Origin of the sequence: Streptococcus pyogenes, from assembly GCF_002055535.1 — a bacterium.
Taxonomy (GTDB): domain Bacteria; phylum Bacillota; class Bacilli; order Lactobacillales; family Streptococcaceae; genus Streptococcus; species Streptococcus pyogenes.
Map to the genome: position 1 here is coordinate 662,422 of NZ_LN831034.1, position 17,771 is coordinate 680,192.

Below are 17,771 nucleotides of genomic sequence, written 5' to 3' on the forward strand. Positions count from 1 at the left end.
AAGGAGAACTATTAATGGCACGTGTTAAAGGTGGCGTTGTTTCACGCAAACGTCGTAAACGTATTTTAAAATTAGCTAAAGGTTACTATGGAGCAAAACACATCTTGTTCCGTACTGCAAAAGAGCAAGTGATGAACTCTTACTACTATGCATACCGTGATCGCCGTCAGAAAAAACGTGATTTCCGTAAACTATGGATCACTCGTATCAATGCGGCTGCTCGTATGAACGGTTTGTCATACTCACAATTGATGCACGGTTTGAAACTTGCTGAAATCGAAGTAAACCGTAAAATGCTTGCTGATTTAGCAGTAGCTGATGCAGCAGCTTTCACAGCTCTTGCTGATGCAGCCAAAGCAAAACTTGGCAAATAAGAAACGCTATACCTAAAAAATAACTTTCTATTACCTATAGAAAGTTATAAAGAAACAAAAATGAAGGAGACGATGGACGTCTTCTTTTTATTATACTCAATATAATAAAAAGCAGTTTCCCATGTTTTATTACCAGTAATGTGGGATATTTAGATGGTAGCAAGGAGTTTTATAGCTGATTTGTTTTCTTTAGGTCTAATTAGCATATTTTGATTACTGATAAACTTGAATATCGCCAATAAAAAAGAAGCAAAATTATTATTTTGCTTCTAGTCAGATCATTAAATTGATTATTCTTTATTTTTGGGGTTATCCTCTTTTAGTTCAGAAGTTGCCGCGTCAGCTTCTACGGGATTTAGTTCTAAGTAAGATGGTGCTTTAAAAAGTTTCTGAGTTGATTTATGACCATTTTTACTGTATAAACTTGTTGACTCTGATCCGAGTTTTGCTGAAATATCTTTCAGTTGTTTTAACTGCTTAGTGTAGATAAACTGGTTAGGATCAATAGCTTTTAGACCATTTTGAGTATCAAAGCGCAGGAGATCACCCGTTTGAATAGCGTCGCTAGCTGCTAGTTGTTGAGCAACAGCAGAGCGAATTTCCTTAGTTTTGGCTATAGTCATTTCATCGGGATTAGTGATTTCTAAACCTGTTTGCGTGTTGTACAGACGTCCACTATAGTTAGTGTATTCAGGAGTCATATAAGTCCCAGATGTTCGTTGTGCCACAATCTGGCTATTTTGAGGTGATAATAAATCTTGTCCTAATTGAACAAACTGACTAGTGTCAATACCAAGTATGTGGAGTAAAGTAGGAAGAGCATCGATTTCACCGCCAAAGGTTTCTTTGATACTACCATTCGTATAACCTGGAATATGGATCATATACGGGACTCGTTGTAGCATAGCATTATCATATTCAGACCAAGTTTCAGAATCTTTACCAAGAAGTGGAGCAAGACTAGAATTACGAGAATTTGAAATACCATAATGATCACCATATAAAACAAAAATAGAATTGTCGTACAAACCAGTGGCTTTCAAGTAATCAAAAAAAGATTTAAGGGCAGCGTCTAAATAATTGGCAGTAGCAAAGTAACCATTGATCGTTTCATCGTCTGTTTTGGCTAAAGGAAAACCTTCTTCACTACTTTCGCCTTTTAGACTAGTATAAGGATAGTGATTACTCACAGTGATAAACTTGGTATAAAAAGGTTGTTGCATCTGTTCAAGATATTTTATGGAATCCTTAAACATGTACTTATCATTTAACCCATATTGAAAAGAGTTCTTACTATTTTGTTTAGAGAAGTAGCTAGAATCAAAAAAATAATTATAGCCCCATTGTTTATAAGCATTATTGCGATTCCAGAAAGTTCCAACGTTACCATGAAAGACAGCGCTGGTATAGCCACCTTTTTGGGCTAAAATACTTGGAGTAGCAAATTGTGTATTTTCACCACCGTAGTTCACCATAAAAGAACCACTATTTAAACCAAATAAGGAATTCTCCATCATGGTTTCAGCATCAGAAGTTTTACCTGCTTTAACCTGATGAAAAAAGTTAGGGAATGCTAAGGTAGCATTTGAGTGATAAAGTGAGTTGATAAAAGGCGTTACCTCATATTCTTTATCTCCTTCTTTTAGTTTATAATCTATTAAGAATTGTTGAAAGCTTTCTAAATGAAGAACAATAATATTTTTGCCTTTTCCAATTCCAAAATACTGAGGATCAGGTGCTGCATAATGTCCTTTGACATAAGTTTTAACATCAATTAATTCTTCTGCAGTAGCTCCATTTCGTTCTTTTTGAGCTTGATAGGTTTGATTGCCGCTATAGAGGGTAAACGCTGGTAGTCCTAAAGCTCTCACAATATAAGTATTTGAAAAGCCACGTGTTAATAGTTCCGGACGATCAATTTCTGCTAAAAAAAGATTAATAGAAAGCAATAGACTAGATAAAGCGGTGATGGCAAATGCTGCGCGCTTGTTAAAAGGACGTTGATCATTTTTGATTTTTTTAGCGATAGATAAACTAATTAGAATAATAAAATCAAGAATATAGATAATATCCCAGATGCGTAAAAGGTTTAAAGCAGAGTCCCCTAATCCAGCGGAGACTTTACTACTAGCTAGCATGGCACTCACTGTAATAAAGTCTGAAAATTCTCGGTAATATATAGAATTTGATATCAAGAGAATGTTAAGGATAATATAAACCACCCAAGAACAGATATAAAAGGCTCGGGTATTCCTAACGTAAAGAGCAACCCCCAAAAGTAAAAAAGCTAGTGGGATTGGATTGATAATAGTTAGAAAGACTTGGTATATATTTCCCAAATCTAGTGAAAAGTCTGTATGATATGCCCACAGGGTCTTTATCCAGTAACAAAAGAGTAGAGTAATTATAAAACCCAATCTTGTGTTGATAAAACCTGTGATAAGTGTTTTAAATTTCTTCACAGTAGCAACTTCCTTATCGTTTTTTCCTAAAGATGTCATCTCCAAATAAAATCTCAGATTAAATTATACCAAAAATGTGAAGCTAATGCTTGTTGTAAGTTCAAATTTAGTAGGATTTTTTATCAGATTTTGTTATAATAAAAACTATGAATAAACTCTATATTGATTCTTTTGTCGAAAAGAAGCTGACAGCAGGGGTACAATTATTAGATGAAAAAGATTTTTCTAATATAAAGGAAAAAAATCAGTTGGTTCAACTGGTGACCAAGTCCAATCGTCCCATTGGAACAGCATATATCTCTAAGCAAAATAAAGGAATTGGTTGGTATCTAGGACCAGAAAAAATCGACTTGTCTATCTCTTATTTTGTTAGTCTATTTTCAGTTGCTAAGGCCAAAAGACAAGATTTTGCTCAATCGGACGAGACCAATGCTTATCGCCTTTTTAATCAAGAAGGAGACGGTTTTGGTGGAGTAACAATTGATCTTTATAAAGATTTTGCAGTCTTTTCATGGTACAATGCCTTTGTCTATGACAAAAAAGAAATGATTATGGAGGCTTTTCAACAGGTTTTTCCTGAAGTCAAAGGAGCTTATGAAAAGTGTCGCTTTAAAGGTCCAGATACTGAAACTGCTCATCTGTATGGTGAGCTGGCACAAGAAACCTTTTCGATTTTAGAAAATGGCATAGCCTATCAAGTCTTCTTGAATGAGGGCTTAATGACAGGTATTTTTCTAGACCAGCATGATGTTAGAAGAGCACTAGTAGATGGTTTAGCTATGGGCAAGTCCCTTCTTAACCTATTTTCCTATACAGCTGCCTTTTCTGTAGCAGCTGCTATGGGTGGTGCTATCGAGACCACTTCTGTGGACTTGGCTAAACGATCGAGAGAATTATCACTAGCTCATTTTGAGCATAACCAGTTAAACTTAGCCTCACATCATTTTGTGGTGATGGATGTTTTTGAATACTTCAAATATGCCAAACGGAAAAAATTAATCTTTGATGTGATTGTGATTGACCCACCAAGCTTTGCTAGAAATAAAAAACAAACTTTCTCTGTGAGCAGGGACTACCACAAATTAATCACAGAGGCCTTGGACATATTGAGTCCTAAGGGAACTATTATAGCTTCAACAAATGCTGCTAATATGACTGTTAGCCAGTTCAAAAAGCAAATTATCAAAGGATTTGGAAGTCGTCGTCCTGAGTCTATGACTCTCCAGCAGCTTCCGAGTGACTTTACTATCAATAAAGCAGATGAAAGAAGTAACTATTTAAAGGTATTTACTATAAAGGTACGAGAATGAGAATTGTAGCACCAGTCATGCCAAGACATTTTGACGAGGCTCAAGCCATTGATATTTCTAAATATGAAGATGTTAATTTAATTGAATGGCGAGCAGACTTTCTTCCCAAGGATGAGATTGTCGCAGTAGCACCAGCTATTTTTGAAAAATTTGCCGGAAAAGAAATTATCTTTACCCTTCGGACCGTTCAAGAAGGGGGGAATATTACCCTTTCAAGTCAGGAGTATGTTGATATTATCAAAGAAATCAATGCTATTTATAATCCAGACTATATTGACTTTGAGTATTTTACGCACAAGTCAGTATTTCAAGAAATGCTTGATTTTCCAAATCTTATTTTGTCTTATCACAACTTTGAAGAGACTCCTGAAAATTTAATGGAAGCTTTTTCAGAAATGACCAAGTTGGCACCGCGTGTGGTTAAAATTGCTGTGATGCCCCAGAGTGAACAAGATGTTCTAGATTTGATGAACTATACCAGAGGCTTTAAGACGCTCAATCCTGAGCAAGAATTTGCAACTATATCTATGGGGAAATTAGGAAGATTGTCTCGTTTTGCGGGAGATGTCATTGGCTCTTCCTGGACATACGTTTCATTAGATCATGTTAGCGGTCCAGGTCAAGTGACTCTCAATGATATGAAACGTATTATTGAGGTCTTAGAAATGGATATCTCTAACTAGTGAATGGTCTAAAAATATTATTTCTACAATAGTTAAGAAATGATGTTTTTAGATTAATGTTTTTAAAATAAGTGGAACCAAAAAGGAGAAAAATTGCGTTATTTAACAGCAGGAGAATCTCATGGGCCATCCTTAACAGCTATTATTGAAGGTATACCAGCAGGATTAACTCTTCATCCAGCGGATATTGATCACGAATTACAGCGACGTCAAGGAGGTTATGGCCGTGGTGCCAGAATGTCTATTGAGACTGATCGGGTTCAAATATCCTCAGGAGTTCGTCATGGTAAAACAACAGGGGCCCCCATTACCTTAACGGTAATTAATAAGGACCACCAAAAATGGCTAGATGTCATGGCTGTAGGAGACATTGAAGAGACTCTCAAGTTAAAGCGTCGTGTTAAGCATCCTAGACCAGGACATGCGGATTTGGTAGGAGGTATTAAATATCATTTTAACGATTTAAGAGATGCTTTAGAGCGTTCCTCGGCTAGAGAAACAACGATGAGAGTGGCTGTAGGCGCTGTTGCTAAACGTATCTTAGCTGAACTTGGAATTGATATGTTACATCATATCTTAATATTTGGTGGTATAACGATCACAATACCTTCTAAGCTCTCTTTTAGAGAGCTGCAAGAAAGGGCTCTCCATTCAGAATTATCTATTGTTAATCCAAAGCAAGAAGAAGAAATTAAAACGTATATTGATAAGATAAAAAAAGAAGGGGATACCATTGGTGGTATTATCGAAACGATAGTTCAAGGGGTGCCAGCAGGTCTTGGATCTTATGTCCAATGGGATAAAAAATTAGATGCCAAGCTGGCTCAAGCAGTTCTTTCCATTAATGCTTTTAAAGGGGTGGAATTTGGAGCTGGGTTTGATATGGGATTCCAAAAGGGCTCTCAGGTAATGGATGAAATCACCTGGACACCTACCCAGGGCTATGGTCGTCAAACAAACCACTTAGGTGGCTTTGAAGGTGGCATGACCACAGGACAACCTCTTGTTGTTAAAGGGGTTATGAAGCCCATTCCTACTTTGTATAAACCACTCATGTCGGTAGATATTGATAGTCATGAACCTTATAAAGCAACGGTGGAACGCTCTGATCCGACGGCCTTACCAGCTGCAGGGGTTATCATGGAAAATGTGGTGGCGACGGTGCTTGCCAAAGAGATTTTAGAGACTTTTTCTTCTACTACCATGTCTGAATTGCAAAAAGCTTTTTCGGACTATCGTGCCTACGTCAAGCAATTTTAGATAGCGAGATACTGGCTTTTATGGTATCATACAGGTATTAATGAACAAAAGGAGACTGTCATGTCACAAGAAATTTATGACTATGCTAATCAACTTGAAAGAGCAGTTCGTGCTCTGCCAGAATACCAAAAAGTGTTAGAAGTAAAAGAGGCCATTCAAGCAGACGTTAGTGCTAGCGAACTGTTTGATGAGTTTGTCGCTATGCAAGAAAAAATCCAAGGGATGATGCAATCAGGCCAAATGCCAACGGCTGAAGAACAAACAAGCATTCAAGAACTTAGCCAAAAGATTGAAGCTAATGACCAGCTAAAAGCTTATTTTGAAGCGCAGCAGGCCTTATCTGTTTACATGAGTGATATTGAGCGTATTGTATTTGCTCCGTTGAAAGATTTAGTCAAGTAAGCCAATTAAGATAGGAAAAAAACAGATTGCTGGCAGCTCGTCAGGATCTGTTTTTTAGTGTTTATTTTCTTTGTATCAGAAAGTTGAGCCTCTTTCTTATTTGTGATATAGTCAAATAAAGTGACCAAAATAGCAGGCCAGTAGTGGCTTTAATGAAGGCAAGTTGTCTGCTAACTGGCTGTGCTAAAACATCAGTATTAGAAAGTAAAAGGTGATAAAAATGGTTATTCCTTATGATTATATTGTTATTGGTGGAGGGAGTGCAGGTATTGCTTCTGCGAACAGGGCAGCCATGCATGGGGCCAAAGTATTGTTAGCTGAAGGTAAAGAGATTGGGGGAACCTGTGTTAACCTAGGCTGCGTTCCTAAAAAAGTCATGTGGTATGGCGCTCAAGTAGCAGATATTTTAGGGACTTACGCTAAGGATTATGGATTTGACTTTAAAGAGAAAGCATTTGATTTTAAACAATTGAAAGCAAATCGTCAAGCTTATATTGATCGGATTCATGCTTCTTATGAGCGAGGCTTTGAGCAGAATGGTGTTGACCGTATTTATGATTATGCTGTTTTCAAAGATGCTCATACGGTAGAAATTGCAGGGCAGCTTTATACCGCACCGCATATTTTGATTGCCACAGGAGGACATCCTGTTTTTCCAGATATTGAGGGGGCACAATACGGTATCAGCTCGGACGGCTTTTTTGCCTTAGATGAGGTACCAAAACGTACGGCTGTGGTTGGGGCAGGCTATATTGCTGTGGAACTTGCTGGTGTTTTGCATGCTTTGGGATCGAAGACGGATTTGTTTATCCGTCACGATCGACCTTTAAGAAGTTTTGACAAAACCATTGTTGATGTCTTAGTTGATGAAATGGCAGTTAATGGGCCGCGTTTACACACTCATGCAGAAGTGGCAAAGGTTGTCAAAAATACTGATGAGTCCTTGACCCTTTACCTCAAAGATGGCCAAGAAGTTGAGGTTGACCAGCTCATTTGGGCTATCGGTCGCAAGCCTAATCTAGAAGGTTTTAGTCTTGACAAAACTGGAGTGACGTTAAATGATAAAGGTTATATTGAGACAGATGCCTATGAAAACACGTCTGTCAAAGGTATTTATGCCGTGGGAGATGTTAATGGGAAACTGGCTTTAACTCCAGTTGCTGTGGCAGCTGGACGTCGCCTATCAGAGCGTCTTTTCAATGGCAAAACAGACGAGAAATTGGACTACCAAAACGTTGCTACTGTGATTTTTAGTCACCCTGTTATTGGCTCTGTTGGCTTGTCAGAAGAAGCAGCAGTCAAACAGTATGGGCAAGAAGCAGTTAAAACATATCAATCACGTTTTACGTCTATGTTTACTGCTATCACTAACCATCGCCAACCTTGTCTGATGAAGTTGGTAACAGTCGGAGATACCGAAAAAATAGTTGGTCTTCACGGAATCGGATACGGGGTTGACGAAATGATTCAGGGCTTTGCAGTAGCCATCAAAATGGGAGCAACCAAGGCGGATTTTGATAACACCGTTGCTATTCACCCAACTGGCTCAGAAGAATTTGTCACCATGCGCTAAAAAATGTAGCCTAAGGCAATAAAAAATGATGTTAACAGTTTTTGAGGAAAGTCTTCTAAACTGCTAGCATCGTTTTTTGTTAGGTGATTAGGGGAATATGTTTTTAAAGATATTTGCGTTGCTCAGACAATATTGCCTTACCTCGGAGATAAAATAAAGTGACCCTGTAACAACAAAGAGTTCATCAGATGTTACGGAACCTTGTAACCAGTCTCTGTAATCTTTTACCTGTGGGTATTTATCAGGATAATCCTCTAAAAGATTTGCTTCAGGGAAATCAAAAGTCGTGACAGATACTTCAAAAGTATCTAGTTGAGCCAGCAAGTCGGCTAAAGGCTTACGTTTGAGACCTGCAAAGAGAATATGAATAGGACGTTTGGGAAATTCTTCTTGCAGTAGAGACTTTAATTTAGCAATGGAATCTGGATTGTGAGCGCCGTCTAATAGAAGATTAGGTTGAATAAATTCGGACCGGCCAGGCCAAGTTGTTGCCTCAATTCCTTTTTGAATCGTTTTTGGAGATATTTTAGGAAAGGATTTTCTAAGTAATTGAGCTGTCATAATGGCTAAACAGGCATTCGCTTTTTGATGTTGACCTAATAGTTTGAGACGGAGTTTGGTTAAATTCAAGTTATCGTGTTGAAAGGAAAACGTCTTTTCTGAAGGATTGAGCAAAAAATCTTTTCCTAATTGATATAAGCGTGAACCGGCTTTTTGGGTAACTTGTTGAAAGACTTGACTAGCCTCCTGCTCAAGTTGACCGATAATAACGGGTTCTTTAGCTTTGATAACTTCTGCTTTTTGGTGAGCAATTTCTGCTAGGCTATAACCTAAACGTTCTTGGTGATCAAAACTAATAGAAGGGCATACGACGGCCAGAGCATGAAAAACATTGGTTGCGTCGGTTTTCCCACCAATCCCTGCCTCAATAATGGCAATATCAACAGGTTTAAGATTGGCAAAGTAGCAAAACATTATGAGCGTCACTAACTCAAACTCGGTAGGTCTATCCCAATTTGTTTCAAGAGACATTTTAGTGAGAATGGGTCTAATCACGCTCACACATTGCGCCAATTCTAGGTCTGAAATGGGCTGGCCATTAAGGCAAATCCGATCGTGAAAAGAGATAATAAAAGGAGATGTAAAGGTTCCGACCTGATAACCAGAAGTTGACAGGATATGCTGTAAGTAGGCTGTCACAGAGCCCTTGCCGTTAGTTCCAACAACGTGAATAGCAGGGAATTTGTCTTGTGGCCGGCCTAGTGCCTCAAGTAACCAAGCCATTCTGGCCAAATCGGTCTTGCGACCATTAGCCTTAAAGGTATGAATCCAGGAAATGCTATCATAGGTAGTCATTACTATTTCTTGTCCTTCTAACAATGCTTTTAAGGGTTCGTAGGAAGACCAGTATTAGCATCTTCAGCTCCAGTTGCATTAGGAATTTGCGTCCCTTCAGTGGCTGATGGTGTCTCAGGAGCTGTAGGAGTTGTCTCGTTGTGAGAAGGTGTGGTAGAAGATGACGGAAGAGTTGTCTTATTATCATCTGTGGTTTCTGAAGTACCTGTATGGTTTTGATTACCCTGAGAAGACTCTTTTTCAATAATCTTGACAATGGTATTACTCGATTCTTTGGGTGTATCATTAGAGGTCTTATCTGGTACAGGCTGCAGTGCTCTTGAAATGGTAATGGTTGCCACGATGATACTCAAAATACTACCAATAAGTGCAATGGATTTTTGGAAAGCTGTAAAACCTGTTTTAATATGCTCGGTAGGGACACCTCCTGATTTACGAGGTTTTTGTTGACGGGAATAACGTGATGACATATTTTTCTCCTTTAAAATCATCGTAATGCCAAGATTAAGGAGGAGGAAACAGAAGTCCTAGCTCCTCTTTAACACTTCATCTATCAGTATAATCTAGAAAAAAAGTGAAGTCAACGGTTTACCTTATGTCTAGGACAAGGAAGTCCTTTGGGCTTATTGTAATACGAATATTCTTGATTTCATTTTAGCTATTTTGTGATAGAATAAAGTATTGAGTAAAAATGAAGGTGACACATGATTTATTTTGATAATGCAGCCACAACCATACCTTATGGAGAGGCTCTTAAAACTTACCAAGAAGTAGCAACAAAAATATATGGCAATCCCTCAAGTCTGCACCAATTAGGGACAAATGCGTCTCGCATTTTAGAAGCTTCCCGTAAACAGATTGCTGGTTTGTTGGGTGTTAAGTCAGAAGAAATCTTTTTTACGTCTGGTGGGACTGAAAGTGCTAATTGGGCTATTAAGGGAATTGCTTTTGAAAAAAACGCTTTTGGCAAACATATTATTATCTCAGCCATTGAACACCCTGCCGTGAGTGAAAGTGTCAAATGGCTTCTCACACAAGGATTCGAAGTTTCTTATGCTCCAGTGACAACACAGGGAGTTGTTGATGTGAATGCTTTAGCTGAGCTGATTAGACCAGACACCATCTTAATCTCGATTATGGCTGTTAATAATGAAATGGGAGCTATCCAACCGATTAGAGCCATTTCAAACCTATTGGCTAACCAACCAACGATCACCTTTCACGTTGATGCTGTTCAAGCCATTGGTAAAATACCACTCTGTGATTATATGACTAATCGTGTGGATTTGGCTTCTTTTTCAGGGCACAAATTTCATAGTGTTCGTGGTGTTGGCTTCCTTTATAAAAAAGCAGGCAAGCGACTCAATCCTCTCTTGTCAGGCGGCGGCCAAGAGCAGGAGTTACGTTCAACCACTGAAAATGTTGCAGGAATTGCTAGCATGGCCAAAGCATTAAGAATAGTCACTGAAAAACAAGTGAGCGTCTTACCTAAACTAACAGCGATGCGAGATGTGATTTACAAATCTTTGTCCGCTTACCCAGATGTGACAGTATTTTCAGCTCAAGAAGGCTTTGCGCCCAATATTTTGACCTTTGGGATTAGAGGGGTTCGAGGAGAAGTTATTGTCCACGCCTTTGAAAAATATGAGATTTATATTTCGACCACAAGTGCATGTTCGTCCAAAGCAGGTAAGCCAGCAGGAAGCCTAGTGGCTATGGGGATTCCTGTAAAAACTGCCCAGACAGCCGTTCGTATTAGTCTAGACGATGACAACGATATGGGACAAGTAGAGCAGTTTTTGACCATATTCAAACAGATTTATGATAAAACACAGAAAGTTAGGTAAGATTAGGTAAGATGGACTATTCAGAAATTATGGTTCGCCATGGTGAACTATCAACTAAAGGGAAGAATCGCATGCGATTCATTAACAAACTTAAAAACAATATTCAAGACGTACTGGCTCCTTTCCCAGCCATTACTGTCCGTTCAGATCGTGATAGGACCCATGTGTCTCTAAATGGCACAGATTATCAGCCTATTGTAGAAGCTTTAAAGCTGGTGTTTGGTGTTCAAGCTCTATCTCCTGTTTATAAACTTGAAAAAAGTGTCCCTCTTTTGGTAACAGCTGTTCAAGATATCATGACTTCTCTTTATCGTGATGGACTGACGTTTAAGATTGCCACTAAGCGTAGTGATCACGCGTTTGAATTGGATAGTCGTGAGCTTAACAGTCTTCTTGGTGGAGCTGTTTTTGAGGTTTTACCAAATATCCAAGCCCAGATGAAACATCCCGATGTGACTCTCAAAGTCGAAATTCGTGATGAAGCAGCTTACATTTCTTATGAAGAGATTAAGGGAGCAGGCGGGTTACCGGTAGGAACGTCAGGGAAAGGGATGCTGATGTTATCGGGCGGTATTGATTCACCAGTAGCTGGGTATTTAGCCCTTAAACGTGGCCTTGATATTGAAGTTGTTCATTTTGCTAGCCCTCCGTACACCAGTCCAGGTGCCTTGGCTAAAGCCCAAGACCTTACTCGTCGATTAACTCGTTTTGGTGGAAATATCCAATTTATCGAGGTTCCTTTTACAGAAATTCAAGAAGAAATTAAAAATAAGGCACCAGAGGCTTACCTTATGACATTAACCCGCCGCTTTATGATGCGCATCACAGATGCCATTCGTGAGCAACGTAAGGGTCTTGTTATTGTTAACGGTGAGAGCCTAGGTCAGGTTGCTAGTCAAACCCTTGAAAGCATGCAGGCCATTAATGCGGTAACATCAACTCCAATTATTAGACCAGTCGTGACAATGGATAAACTTGAAATTATCGAGATGGCTCAGGCGATTGATACTTTTGACATTTCTATTCAACCGTTCGAAGATTGCTGTACTATTTTTGCACCAGACCGTCCTAAAACCAACCCTAAACTAGGTAATGCTGAAAAATATGAAGAACGCTTTGATATTGATGGTCTTGTCCAGCGTGCTGTGTCAGGAATTGTTGTCACAGAAATCACACCTGAAATCGTCAATGATGAGGTTGAAAATCTCATTGATGCTTTACTTTAAAAGAAAAGATCAAGTGTAAATCTTTTAGTAGTCAGTAATGATACTATTGAAAAGCCTCTATAAGGGCTTTTTTGCTGCAATGAAGGAGGAAAATTTTGAGGCAAGATGTTATAATAGAGAAAAAGGAGGGTGTGTCTTGATTAAAACTATGCAATACAAAAAAACGATGGCAACAGTTGTTGCTCTTATCGTCGCACTTTTGCTATTTGGCTTGATTTATGATTTACTTGGGGTTCAAAAAAATGAGCTAGCAGCTCAAAAATCTGCTCAGCCAAAGGTCAAAACAGCGCGTGTTGTAGCTAATGGCGACATTTTAATTCATGATATTCTCTACATGAGTGCTAGAAAAGCTGACGATACCTATGATTTCACTCCTTATTTTGAATATGTTAAGGACTGGATTAGCGGTGCTGACTTAGCTATTGGAGATTATGAAGGGACCATTAGCCCAGATTATCCCTTAGCAGGCTATCCCTTATTCAATGCTCCAGAAGAGATTGCAGGTGCTCTGAAAAATACTGGCTATGATGTAGTCGATTTAGCCCATAATCATATCTTAGATTCCCAATTAGACGGTGCCCTTAACACTAAAAAGGTTTTTCATCAATTAGGTATAGACAGTATTGGCATCTATGACAAGGATCGTTCAAAAGAATCCTTCTTAATTAAAAATGTCAATGGTATCAAAATTGCAATTTTAGGTTATTCTTATGGTTATAACGGCATGGAGGCCACACTTAGCCAAGAAGACTATGAGAAACACATGTCTGATTTAGATGAAGCTAAGATAAAAAAAGAACTTCAGCTAGCTGAAAAAAAGGCTGACGTGACCATTGTTATGCCACAAATGGGAACAGAATATGCCTTAGAACCGACAGCAGAACAAAAAGAACTTTACCACAAAATGATTGATTGGGGAGCTGACGTCGTCCTAGGAGGCCATCCGCATGTTATTGAACCTTCAGAGACAGTTATAAAAGGTAGGCAAAAGAAATTCATTATTTACTCTATGGGAAATTTTATTTCAAATCAGCGGCTTGAAACCGTAGATGATATCTGGACTGAGCGTGGCCTATTGATGGACCTTACTTTTGAGAAAAAAGATAACAAAACAAAAATTAAAACAGTTGAGGCCCATCCAACCATGGTTTTAGCCAAAGGTAAAGGCATTGTGGGTAAAGAAGGTTTTGAACTATACAATTATCGAACAATGGTTTTAGAAGATTTTATCAAAGGTGGAAAATACCACGACAAGATTGATGAGGAAACCAAAGCAAAAGTAGCACTTGCCTATCAGGAAATTAATGATTTAGTTAACCTGAAATGGTAACGTTTGGTGGTTTAGCATCTAACGATAAAAAATAGAGATTAAACTTAATTTTTCCTTGATAAAAAGCAGTTATGGTGCTAAAATAGTAACGTTGACTAAATGCACATCCTGTGCAACCGCGCGAAAATCGTTGTCAAGTAGACCAAGTCTCACGATTCCAGGCGAGTCTTCACAGAGGGAAACCTCAAACAAAAATTTTATAGGAGGTGCATCATGAGCACATACGCAATCATCAAAACTGGTGGAAAACAAGTTAAAGTTGAAGTAGGTCAAGCAATCTACGTTGAGAAAATTGACGCTGAAGCTGGCGCAGAAGTCACTTTTAACGAAGTTGTTCTTGTAGGTGGTGACAAAACTGTAGTTGGTACTCCAGTTGTTGAAGGAGCTACTGTCGTTGGAACTGTTGAAAAACAAGGAAAACAAAAGAAAGTTGTAACTTTCAAATACAAACCTAAAAAAGGTAGCCACCGTAAACAAGGTCATCGTCAACCTTACACTAAAGTTGTCATCAACGCAATCAACGCTTAATTTACTAGCTTATGATTAAAGCAATTTTTACTCGCCAAAAAAATGGTCAACTGAGCAGTGTTACACTGACAGGTCATGCTGGTAGTGGTAAACATGGCTTTGATATTGTTTGTGCCTCTGTTAGTACTCTAGCCATTAACTTTGTTAATTCTCTTGAGGTGTTAGCAGATTGCCAAGCATTAGTAGATCTTAATGATGTTGAAGGTGGGTATATGGCTATTACAATACCACCACATGACAACAAGGAGGAAGTTCAATTATTATTTGAATCTTTTCTTCTAGGAATGACTAGTTTGGCGAAGGATTCTTCGAAATTTGTCAACACTCAGGTCATCTAAATTTAATTTAAGAGAGGAAACAACATTATGTTAAAAATGAATCTTGCTAACTTGCAACTTTTCGCCCACAAAAAAGGTGGAGGTTCTACATCAAACGGACGTGACTCACAAGCTAAACGCCTTGGTGCTAAAGCTGCTGACGGTCAAACTGTTTCAGGTGGATCAATCCTTTACCGTCAACGTGGAACTCATATCTACCCAGGTGTAAACGTAGGCCGTGGTGGAGATGACACACTTTTTGCTAAAGTTGAAGGTGTTGTACGTTTCGAACGTAAAGGACGCGATAAAAAACAAGTTTCTGTTTACCCAGTAGCTAAATAATTGTTTAACATCGCATTATATAAGGCTTTCCAGGTGTCTGGAAAGCCGATTTTTTTATTTTGCTACTCATTTGCTACCCATATTCTAAAAGCCGATGTAGGAAGAGAGCTTGTCAGCAGTTTTATCTTTTGAGGATTTAGTAACATGAGCGTAGATATTCATGGTAGTTTGGATAGTTTCACGACCAAGTGTATTGGATTTTCTTCTATCCTACTAAAGATTGTAGTTGCTTATTTAGAGCAATAGTTCTAATTGTAAAAAGTCAGCATAATAAAACAATGTCATAAGATGTTGTTATAACGGGCTTTATGGTATAATTAAGGATACTCATTTTAGGAAGGAAAGCAATGAATATTCAACAATTACGCTATGTGGTAGCCATCGCTAATAATGGAACTTTTCGAGAAGCTGCCTCTAAATTGTTTGTCAGTCAGCCTAGCTTATCAGTTTCTATCAAAGATTTAGAGGCGGAATTAGGGTTTCAAATTTTTAATCGGACTACTTCAGGAACAGTCTTGACAAGTCAAGGACTAGTTTTTTATGAGAAAGCTTTAGAAGTAGTCAAGTCTTTTGATTCTTTTGAAAAAACCTTTTCTCAAGCTGATCTGGATCAAAATGAATTTTCTATTGCTAGCCAACATTATGACTTTTTGCCACCTCTTATTACAGCTTTTTCGCAACAATACGATGGTCATCGTGTCTTTCGTATCTTTGAATCAACAACTATTCAAATTTTAGATGAAGTTGCTCAAGGAAACAGTGAAATTGGTATTATTTACTTGAATGTAGACAATCAAAAAGGTCTCTTTCAGCGGATGGATAAGCTGGGCTTAGAATATGTTTCTCTAATTCCTTTTACTACTCATATTTATCTTTCAAAAACGCATCCATTGGCTAATCGCGAAGCGCTTTATTTGAACGATATTCAAGGATTACCTGCGGTAAGGTTTACCCAAGAAAGGGACGAGTATTTGTATTATTCTGAAAATTTTGTGGATACTAGTGAATGCCCTCGTATTTATAATGTGTCAGATAGGGCAACCTTGAACGGTATTTTAGAGAGAACCAATGCCTTTGCGACAGGATCAGGTTTTCTCGATCATCGGAGTGTTAATGGGATTAAAGTGATACCTCTAGCTGATCATATTGACAATCAAATGATTTATGTCAAACGAAAAGATAAAAACCTTTCTGTTGCTGGGGCCACTTTTGTGACTATTTTAAAAGACTATTTTGATAAAAGAAGGAAGGCCTTAACATGAAAAAACGATTGTTTGTGCTTAGCTTGATCCTCCTTGTAGCTTTGGATCAACTTAGTAAATTTTGGATTGTTTCTCATATAGCGCTTGGAGAAGTGAAACCCTTTATCCCAGGTATCGTCAGCTTGACTTACTTGCAAAACAATGGGGCTGCCTTTTCCATATTGCAGGACCAGCAATGGTTCTTTGTTGTCATAACGGTTTTAGTTATCGGTTATGCTATTTATTACCTTGCTACTCATCCCCATTTAAATATCTGGAAACAATTAGCTCTCTTGCTTATTATTTCTGGTGGAATCGGGAATTTTATTGATCGTTTGCGTTTAGCTTACGTGATTGATATGATTCATTTAGACTTTGTGGATTTTGCCATTTTTAATGTGGCAGATTCATACCTTACCGTTGGTGTCATATTATTATTGATATGTTTATGGAAAGAAGAGGATTATGGAAATTAATGTGATAACATCGGGGCAACGCTTGGATAAGGCACTAGCTGATTTAAGTCCCCTGTCACGTGGTCAAGCCAATGACCAAATTAAGCAAGGCCTTGTTTTAGTTAATGGTCAGCAAAAAAAGGCTAAATATACGGTTCAAGCAGGAGATGTGATTTGTTTTGAACTCCCTAAAGAAGAAGTCTTAGAGTACCAAGCTCAGAATATTCCCTTGGACATTATCTATGAAGATGATGCTCTCGCCATTATTAACAAGCCACAGGGAATGGTAGTTCACCCTTCGGCGGGACACCCTTCAGGAACAATGGTTAATGCCTTGATGTATCATATCAAGGATTTGTCCTCAATCAATGGTGTGGTTCGTCCAGGAATTGTTCATCGGATTGATAAGGACACCTCCGGTCTCTTAATGGTAGCTAAAACAGATGCGGCTCATCAAGCCTTAGCAGAAGAATTGAAGGCTAAAAAATCTCTCAGAAAATACCTCGCCATTGTCCATGGAAACCTACCGAATGATCGCGGGATGATTGAAGCTCCTATAGGTCGTAGCGAAAAGGACCGTAAAAAACAGGCTGTTACTGCAAAAGGCAAAGAAGCAGTGACACGTTTTACAGTGCTAGAACGTTTTGGCGATTACAGTCTAGTGGAATTACAACTGGAAACTGGTCGAACGCACCAAATTCGTGTTCATATGGCCTATATTGGTCATCCTGTTGCTGGGGACCCTTTATATGGACCACGTAAGACACTATCAGGTCATGGCCAATTTCTTCATGCAAAAACATTGGGATTAACGCATCCTATGACAGGAAAAGAAATGATATTTACTGTTGAAGCTCCCGAAATTTTTCAAAAGGTGTTAAAGCTGCTAAGAAAAAAATAAACAGCGAGGAGTAGCCATTATTTTTAGTCTTATATCTTTGTGTAAAGTTTTTAACATTATAAAAAATACTAAAAAGCATTTACGATAAGCCAGGAAATATGAGAAGTCTTTTATGTTATTGGGATATGCAACATATCTGTTAGAGATCTTTATTTAAACTCCTT

Annotated in this window: 18 protein-coding genes and 1 other annotated feature; of the genes, 15 read left to right on the top strand and 3 right to left on the bottom strand. The window is 38.4% G+C overall.

Translation table 11 applies throughout. The annotated features are described in order from the left end of the window. Positions 1–14: 14 nt before the first annotated feature. Positions 15–374 (top strand): 50S ribosomal protein L20, encoded by a 360-nt coding sequence (rplT, locus tag B6D67_RS03545; RefSeq protein ID WP_002985149.1) that lies wholly within the window; start codon positions 15–17, stop codon positions 372–374. A 290-nt stretch (positions 375–664) separates the two neighbouring features. Here rplT and B6D67_RS03550 read toward each other — a convergent pair whose 3' ends face one another. After that, positions 665–2,836 carry an LTA synthase family protein gene (locus B6D67_RS03550; RefSeq protein WP_278100870.1) on the bottom strand — a complete coding sequence of 724 codons (2,172 nt, stop codon included), beginning with the start codon at positions 2,834–2,836 and terminating at the stop codon, positions 665–667. Between the two features lie 146 nt (positions 2,837–2,982). Between B6D67_RS03550 and B6D67_RS03555 the strand changes: the two genes are divergently transcribed. The 5 genes from B6D67_RS03555 to gorA all read left to right on the top strand — a co-directional run bounded on the left by B6D67_RS03555 (position 2,983) and on the right by gorA (position 8,064). Further along, positions 2,983–4,146, top strand: a complete 1,164-nt coding sequence (locus tag B6D67_RS03555; protein WP_002985142.1) for a class I SAM-dependent rRNA methyltransferase — start codon at positions 2,983–2,985, stop codon at positions 4,144–4,146. After that, entirely contained in the window at positions 4,143–4,829 is a 687-nt protein-coding gene (aroD, locus tag B6D67_RS03560; RefSeq protein WP_002985140.1) for a type I 3-dehydroquinate dehydratase, read from the top strand. The genes B6D67_RS03555 and aroD overlap by 4 nt, the downstream gene beginning before the upstream one ends. Positions 4,830–4,922: 93 nt before the next feature. After that, positions 4,923–6,089, top strand: coding sequence for a chorismate synthase (gene aroC / locus B6D67_RS03565; protein ID WP_010922139.1), 1,167 nt, complete (start codon positions 4,923–4,925; stop codon positions 6,087–6,089). Positions 6,090–6,149: 60 nt separating this feature from the next. Continuing rightward, positions 6,150–6,491 (top strand): YlbF/YmcA family competence regulator, encoded by a 342-nt coding sequence (locus B6D67_RS03570; RefSeq protein WP_010922140.1) that lies wholly within the window; start codon positions 6,150–6,152, stop codon positions 6,489–6,491. Positions 6,492–6,711: 220 nt separating this feature from the next. Beyond that, entirely contained in the window at positions 6,712–8,064 is a 1,353-nt protein-coding gene (gene gorA, locus B6D67_RS03575; RefSeq protein ID WP_010922141.1) for a glutathione-disulfide reductase, read from the top strand. 87 nt (positions 8,065–8,151) lie between these two features. Here the strand turns inward: gorA and B6D67_RS03580 are convergent, their stop codons facing one another. Continuing rightward, positions 8,152–9,420 carry a folylpolyglutamate synthase/dihydrofolate synthase family protein gene (locus B6D67_RS03580; RefSeq protein WP_002990257.1) on the bottom strand — a complete coding sequence of 423 codons (1,269 nt, stop codon included), beginning with the start codon at positions 9,418–9,420 and terminating at the stop codon, positions 8,152–8,154. Between the two features lie 29 nt (positions 9,421–9,449). Then, positions 9,450–9,890, bottom strand: coding sequence for a DUF6556 family protein (locus B6D67_RS03585; RefSeq protein ID WP_010922142.1), 441 nt, complete (start codon positions 9,888–9,890; stop codon positions 9,450–9,452). 234 nt (positions 9,891–10,124) lie between these two features. Here B6D67_RS03585 and B6D67_RS03590 point away from each other — a divergent pair, with 234 nt between their 5' ends. From B6D67_RS03590 to B6D67_RS03635, 9 genes are all read left to right on the top strand, one after another. Then, positions 10,125–11,267, top strand: a complete 1,143-nt coding sequence (locus tag B6D67_RS03590; RefSeq protein ID WP_011285480.1) for a cysteine desulfurase family protein — start codon at positions 10,125–10,127, stop codon at positions 11,265–11,267. Positions 11,268–11,278: 11 nt separating this feature from the next. Then, on the top strand, positions 11,279–12,493 hold the full coding sequence (gene thiI, locus B6D67_RS03595; RefSeq protein ID WP_011106827.1) for a tRNA uracil 4-sulfurtransferase ThiI: 1,215 nt from the start codon (positions 11,279–11,281) through the stop codon (positions 12,491–12,493). A 136-nt stretch (positions 12,494–12,629) separates the two neighbouring features. Next, complete coding sequence (locus B6D67_RS03600; protein WP_015446137.1) at positions 12,630–13,823, top strand: CapA family protein; 1,194 nt, start codon at positions 12,630–12,632, stop codon at positions 13,821–13,823. Between the two features lie 104 nt (positions 13,824–13,927). Then, positions 13,928–14,002: a sequence feature (ribosomal protein L21 leader region), on the top strand. A 34-nt stretch (positions 14,003–14,036) separates the two neighbouring features. Then, on the top strand, positions 14,037–14,351 hold the full coding sequence (gene rplU / locus B6D67_RS03605; RefSeq protein WP_002985116.1) for a 50S ribosomal protein L21: 315 nt from the start codon (positions 14,037–14,039) through the stop codon (positions 14,349–14,351). Positions 14,352–14,362: 11 nt separating this feature from the next. Next, complete coding sequence (locus tag B6D67_RS03610; protein WP_002985112.1) at positions 14,363–14,689, top strand: ribosomal-processing cysteine protease Prp; 327 nt, start codon at positions 14,363–14,365, stop codon at positions 14,687–14,689. Positions 14,690–14,716: 27 nt separating this feature from the next. Continuing rightward, positions 14,717–15,010 carry a 50S ribosomal protein L27 gene (gene rpmA / locus B6D67_RS03615; protein ID WP_002985110.1) on the top strand — a complete coding sequence of 98 codons (294 nt, stop codon included), beginning with the start codon at positions 14,717–14,719 and terminating at the stop codon, positions 15,008–15,010. 347 nt (positions 15,011–15,357) lie between these two features. Continuing rightward, positions 15,358–16,272, top strand: coding sequence for a LysR family transcriptional regulator (locus tag B6D67_RS03625; RefSeq protein ID WP_002990246.1), 915 nt, complete (start codon positions 15,358–15,360; stop codon positions 16,270–16,272). After that, positions 16,269–16,727, top strand: a complete 459-nt coding sequence (lspA, locus tag B6D67_RS03630; RefSeq protein WP_010922145.1) for a signal peptidase II — start codon at positions 16,269–16,271, stop codon at positions 16,725–16,727. The genes B6D67_RS03625 and lspA overlap by 4 nt, the downstream gene beginning before the upstream one ends. Continuing rightward, positions 16,717–17,607: an RluA family pseudouridine synthase gene (locus B6D67_RS03635; RefSeq protein ID WP_002985094.1), complete on the top strand. Its 891-nt coding sequence runs from the start codon at positions 16,717–16,719 to the stop codon at positions 17,605–17,607. Before lspA ends, B6D67_RS03635 begins: the two co-directional genes overlap by 11 nt. Positions 17,608–17,771: the final 164 nt, after the last annotated feature.

Excerpts from the sequence above, each read along its gene's own strand:
- rplT (WP_002985149.1), top strand. The coding sequence starts at position 15 with ATGGCACGTGTTAAAGGTGGCGTTGTTTCACGCAAACGTCGTAAACGT.
- B6D67_RS03555 (WP_002985142.1), top strand. The coding sequence starts at position 2,983 with ATGAATAAACTCTATATTGATTCTTTTGTCGAAAAGAAGCTGACAGCA.
- aroD (WP_002985140.1), top strand. The coding sequence starts at position 4,143 with ATGAGAATTGTAGCACCAGTCATGCCAAGACATTTTGACGAGGCTCAA.
- B6D67_RS03570 (WP_010922140.1), top strand. The coding sequence starts at position 6,150 with ATGTCACAAGAAATTTATGACTATGCTAATCAACTTGAAAGAGCAGTT.
- gorA (WP_010922141.1), top strand. The coding sequence starts at position 6,712 with ATGGTTATTCCTTATGATTATATTGTTATTGGTGGAGGGAGTGCAGGT.
- B6D67_RS03580 (WP_002990257.1), bottom strand. The coding sequence starts at position 9,420 with ATGACTACCTATGATAGCATTTCCTGGATTCATACCTTTAAGGCTAAT.
- B6D67_RS03585 (WP_010922142.1), bottom strand. The coding sequence starts at position 9,890 with ATGTCATCACGTTATTCCCGTCAACAAAAACCTCGTAAATCAGGAGGT.
- B6D67_RS03590 (WP_011285480.1), top strand. The coding sequence starts at position 10,125 with ATGATTTATTTTGATAATGCAGCCACAACCATACCTTATGGAGAGGCT.
- thiI (WP_011106827.1), top strand. The coding sequence starts at position 11,279 with ATGGACTATTCAGAAATTATGGTTCGCCATGGTGAACTATCAACTAAA.
- rplU (WP_002985116.1), top strand. The coding sequence starts at position 14,037 with ATGAGCACATACGCAATCATCAAAACTGGTGGAAAACAAGTTAAAGTT.
- B6D67_RS03610 (WP_002985112.1), top strand. The coding sequence starts at position 14,363 with ATGATTAAAGCAATTTTTACTCGCCAAAAAAATGGTCAACTGAGCAGT.
- rpmA (WP_002985110.1), top strand. The coding sequence starts at position 14,717 with ATGTTAAAAATGAATCTTGCTAACTTGCAACTTTTCGCCCACAAAAAA.
- B6D67_RS03625 (WP_002990246.1), top strand. The coding sequence starts at position 15,358 with ATGAATATTCAACAATTACGCTATGTGGTAGCCATCGCTAATAATGGA.
- lspA (WP_010922145.1), top strand. The coding sequence starts at position 16,269 with ATGAAAAAACGATTGTTTGTGCTTAGCTTGATCCTCCTTGTAGCTTTG.
- B6D67_RS03635 (WP_002985094.1), top strand. The coding sequence starts at position 16,717 with ATGGAAATTAATGTGATAACATCGGGGCAACGCTTGGATAAGGCACTA.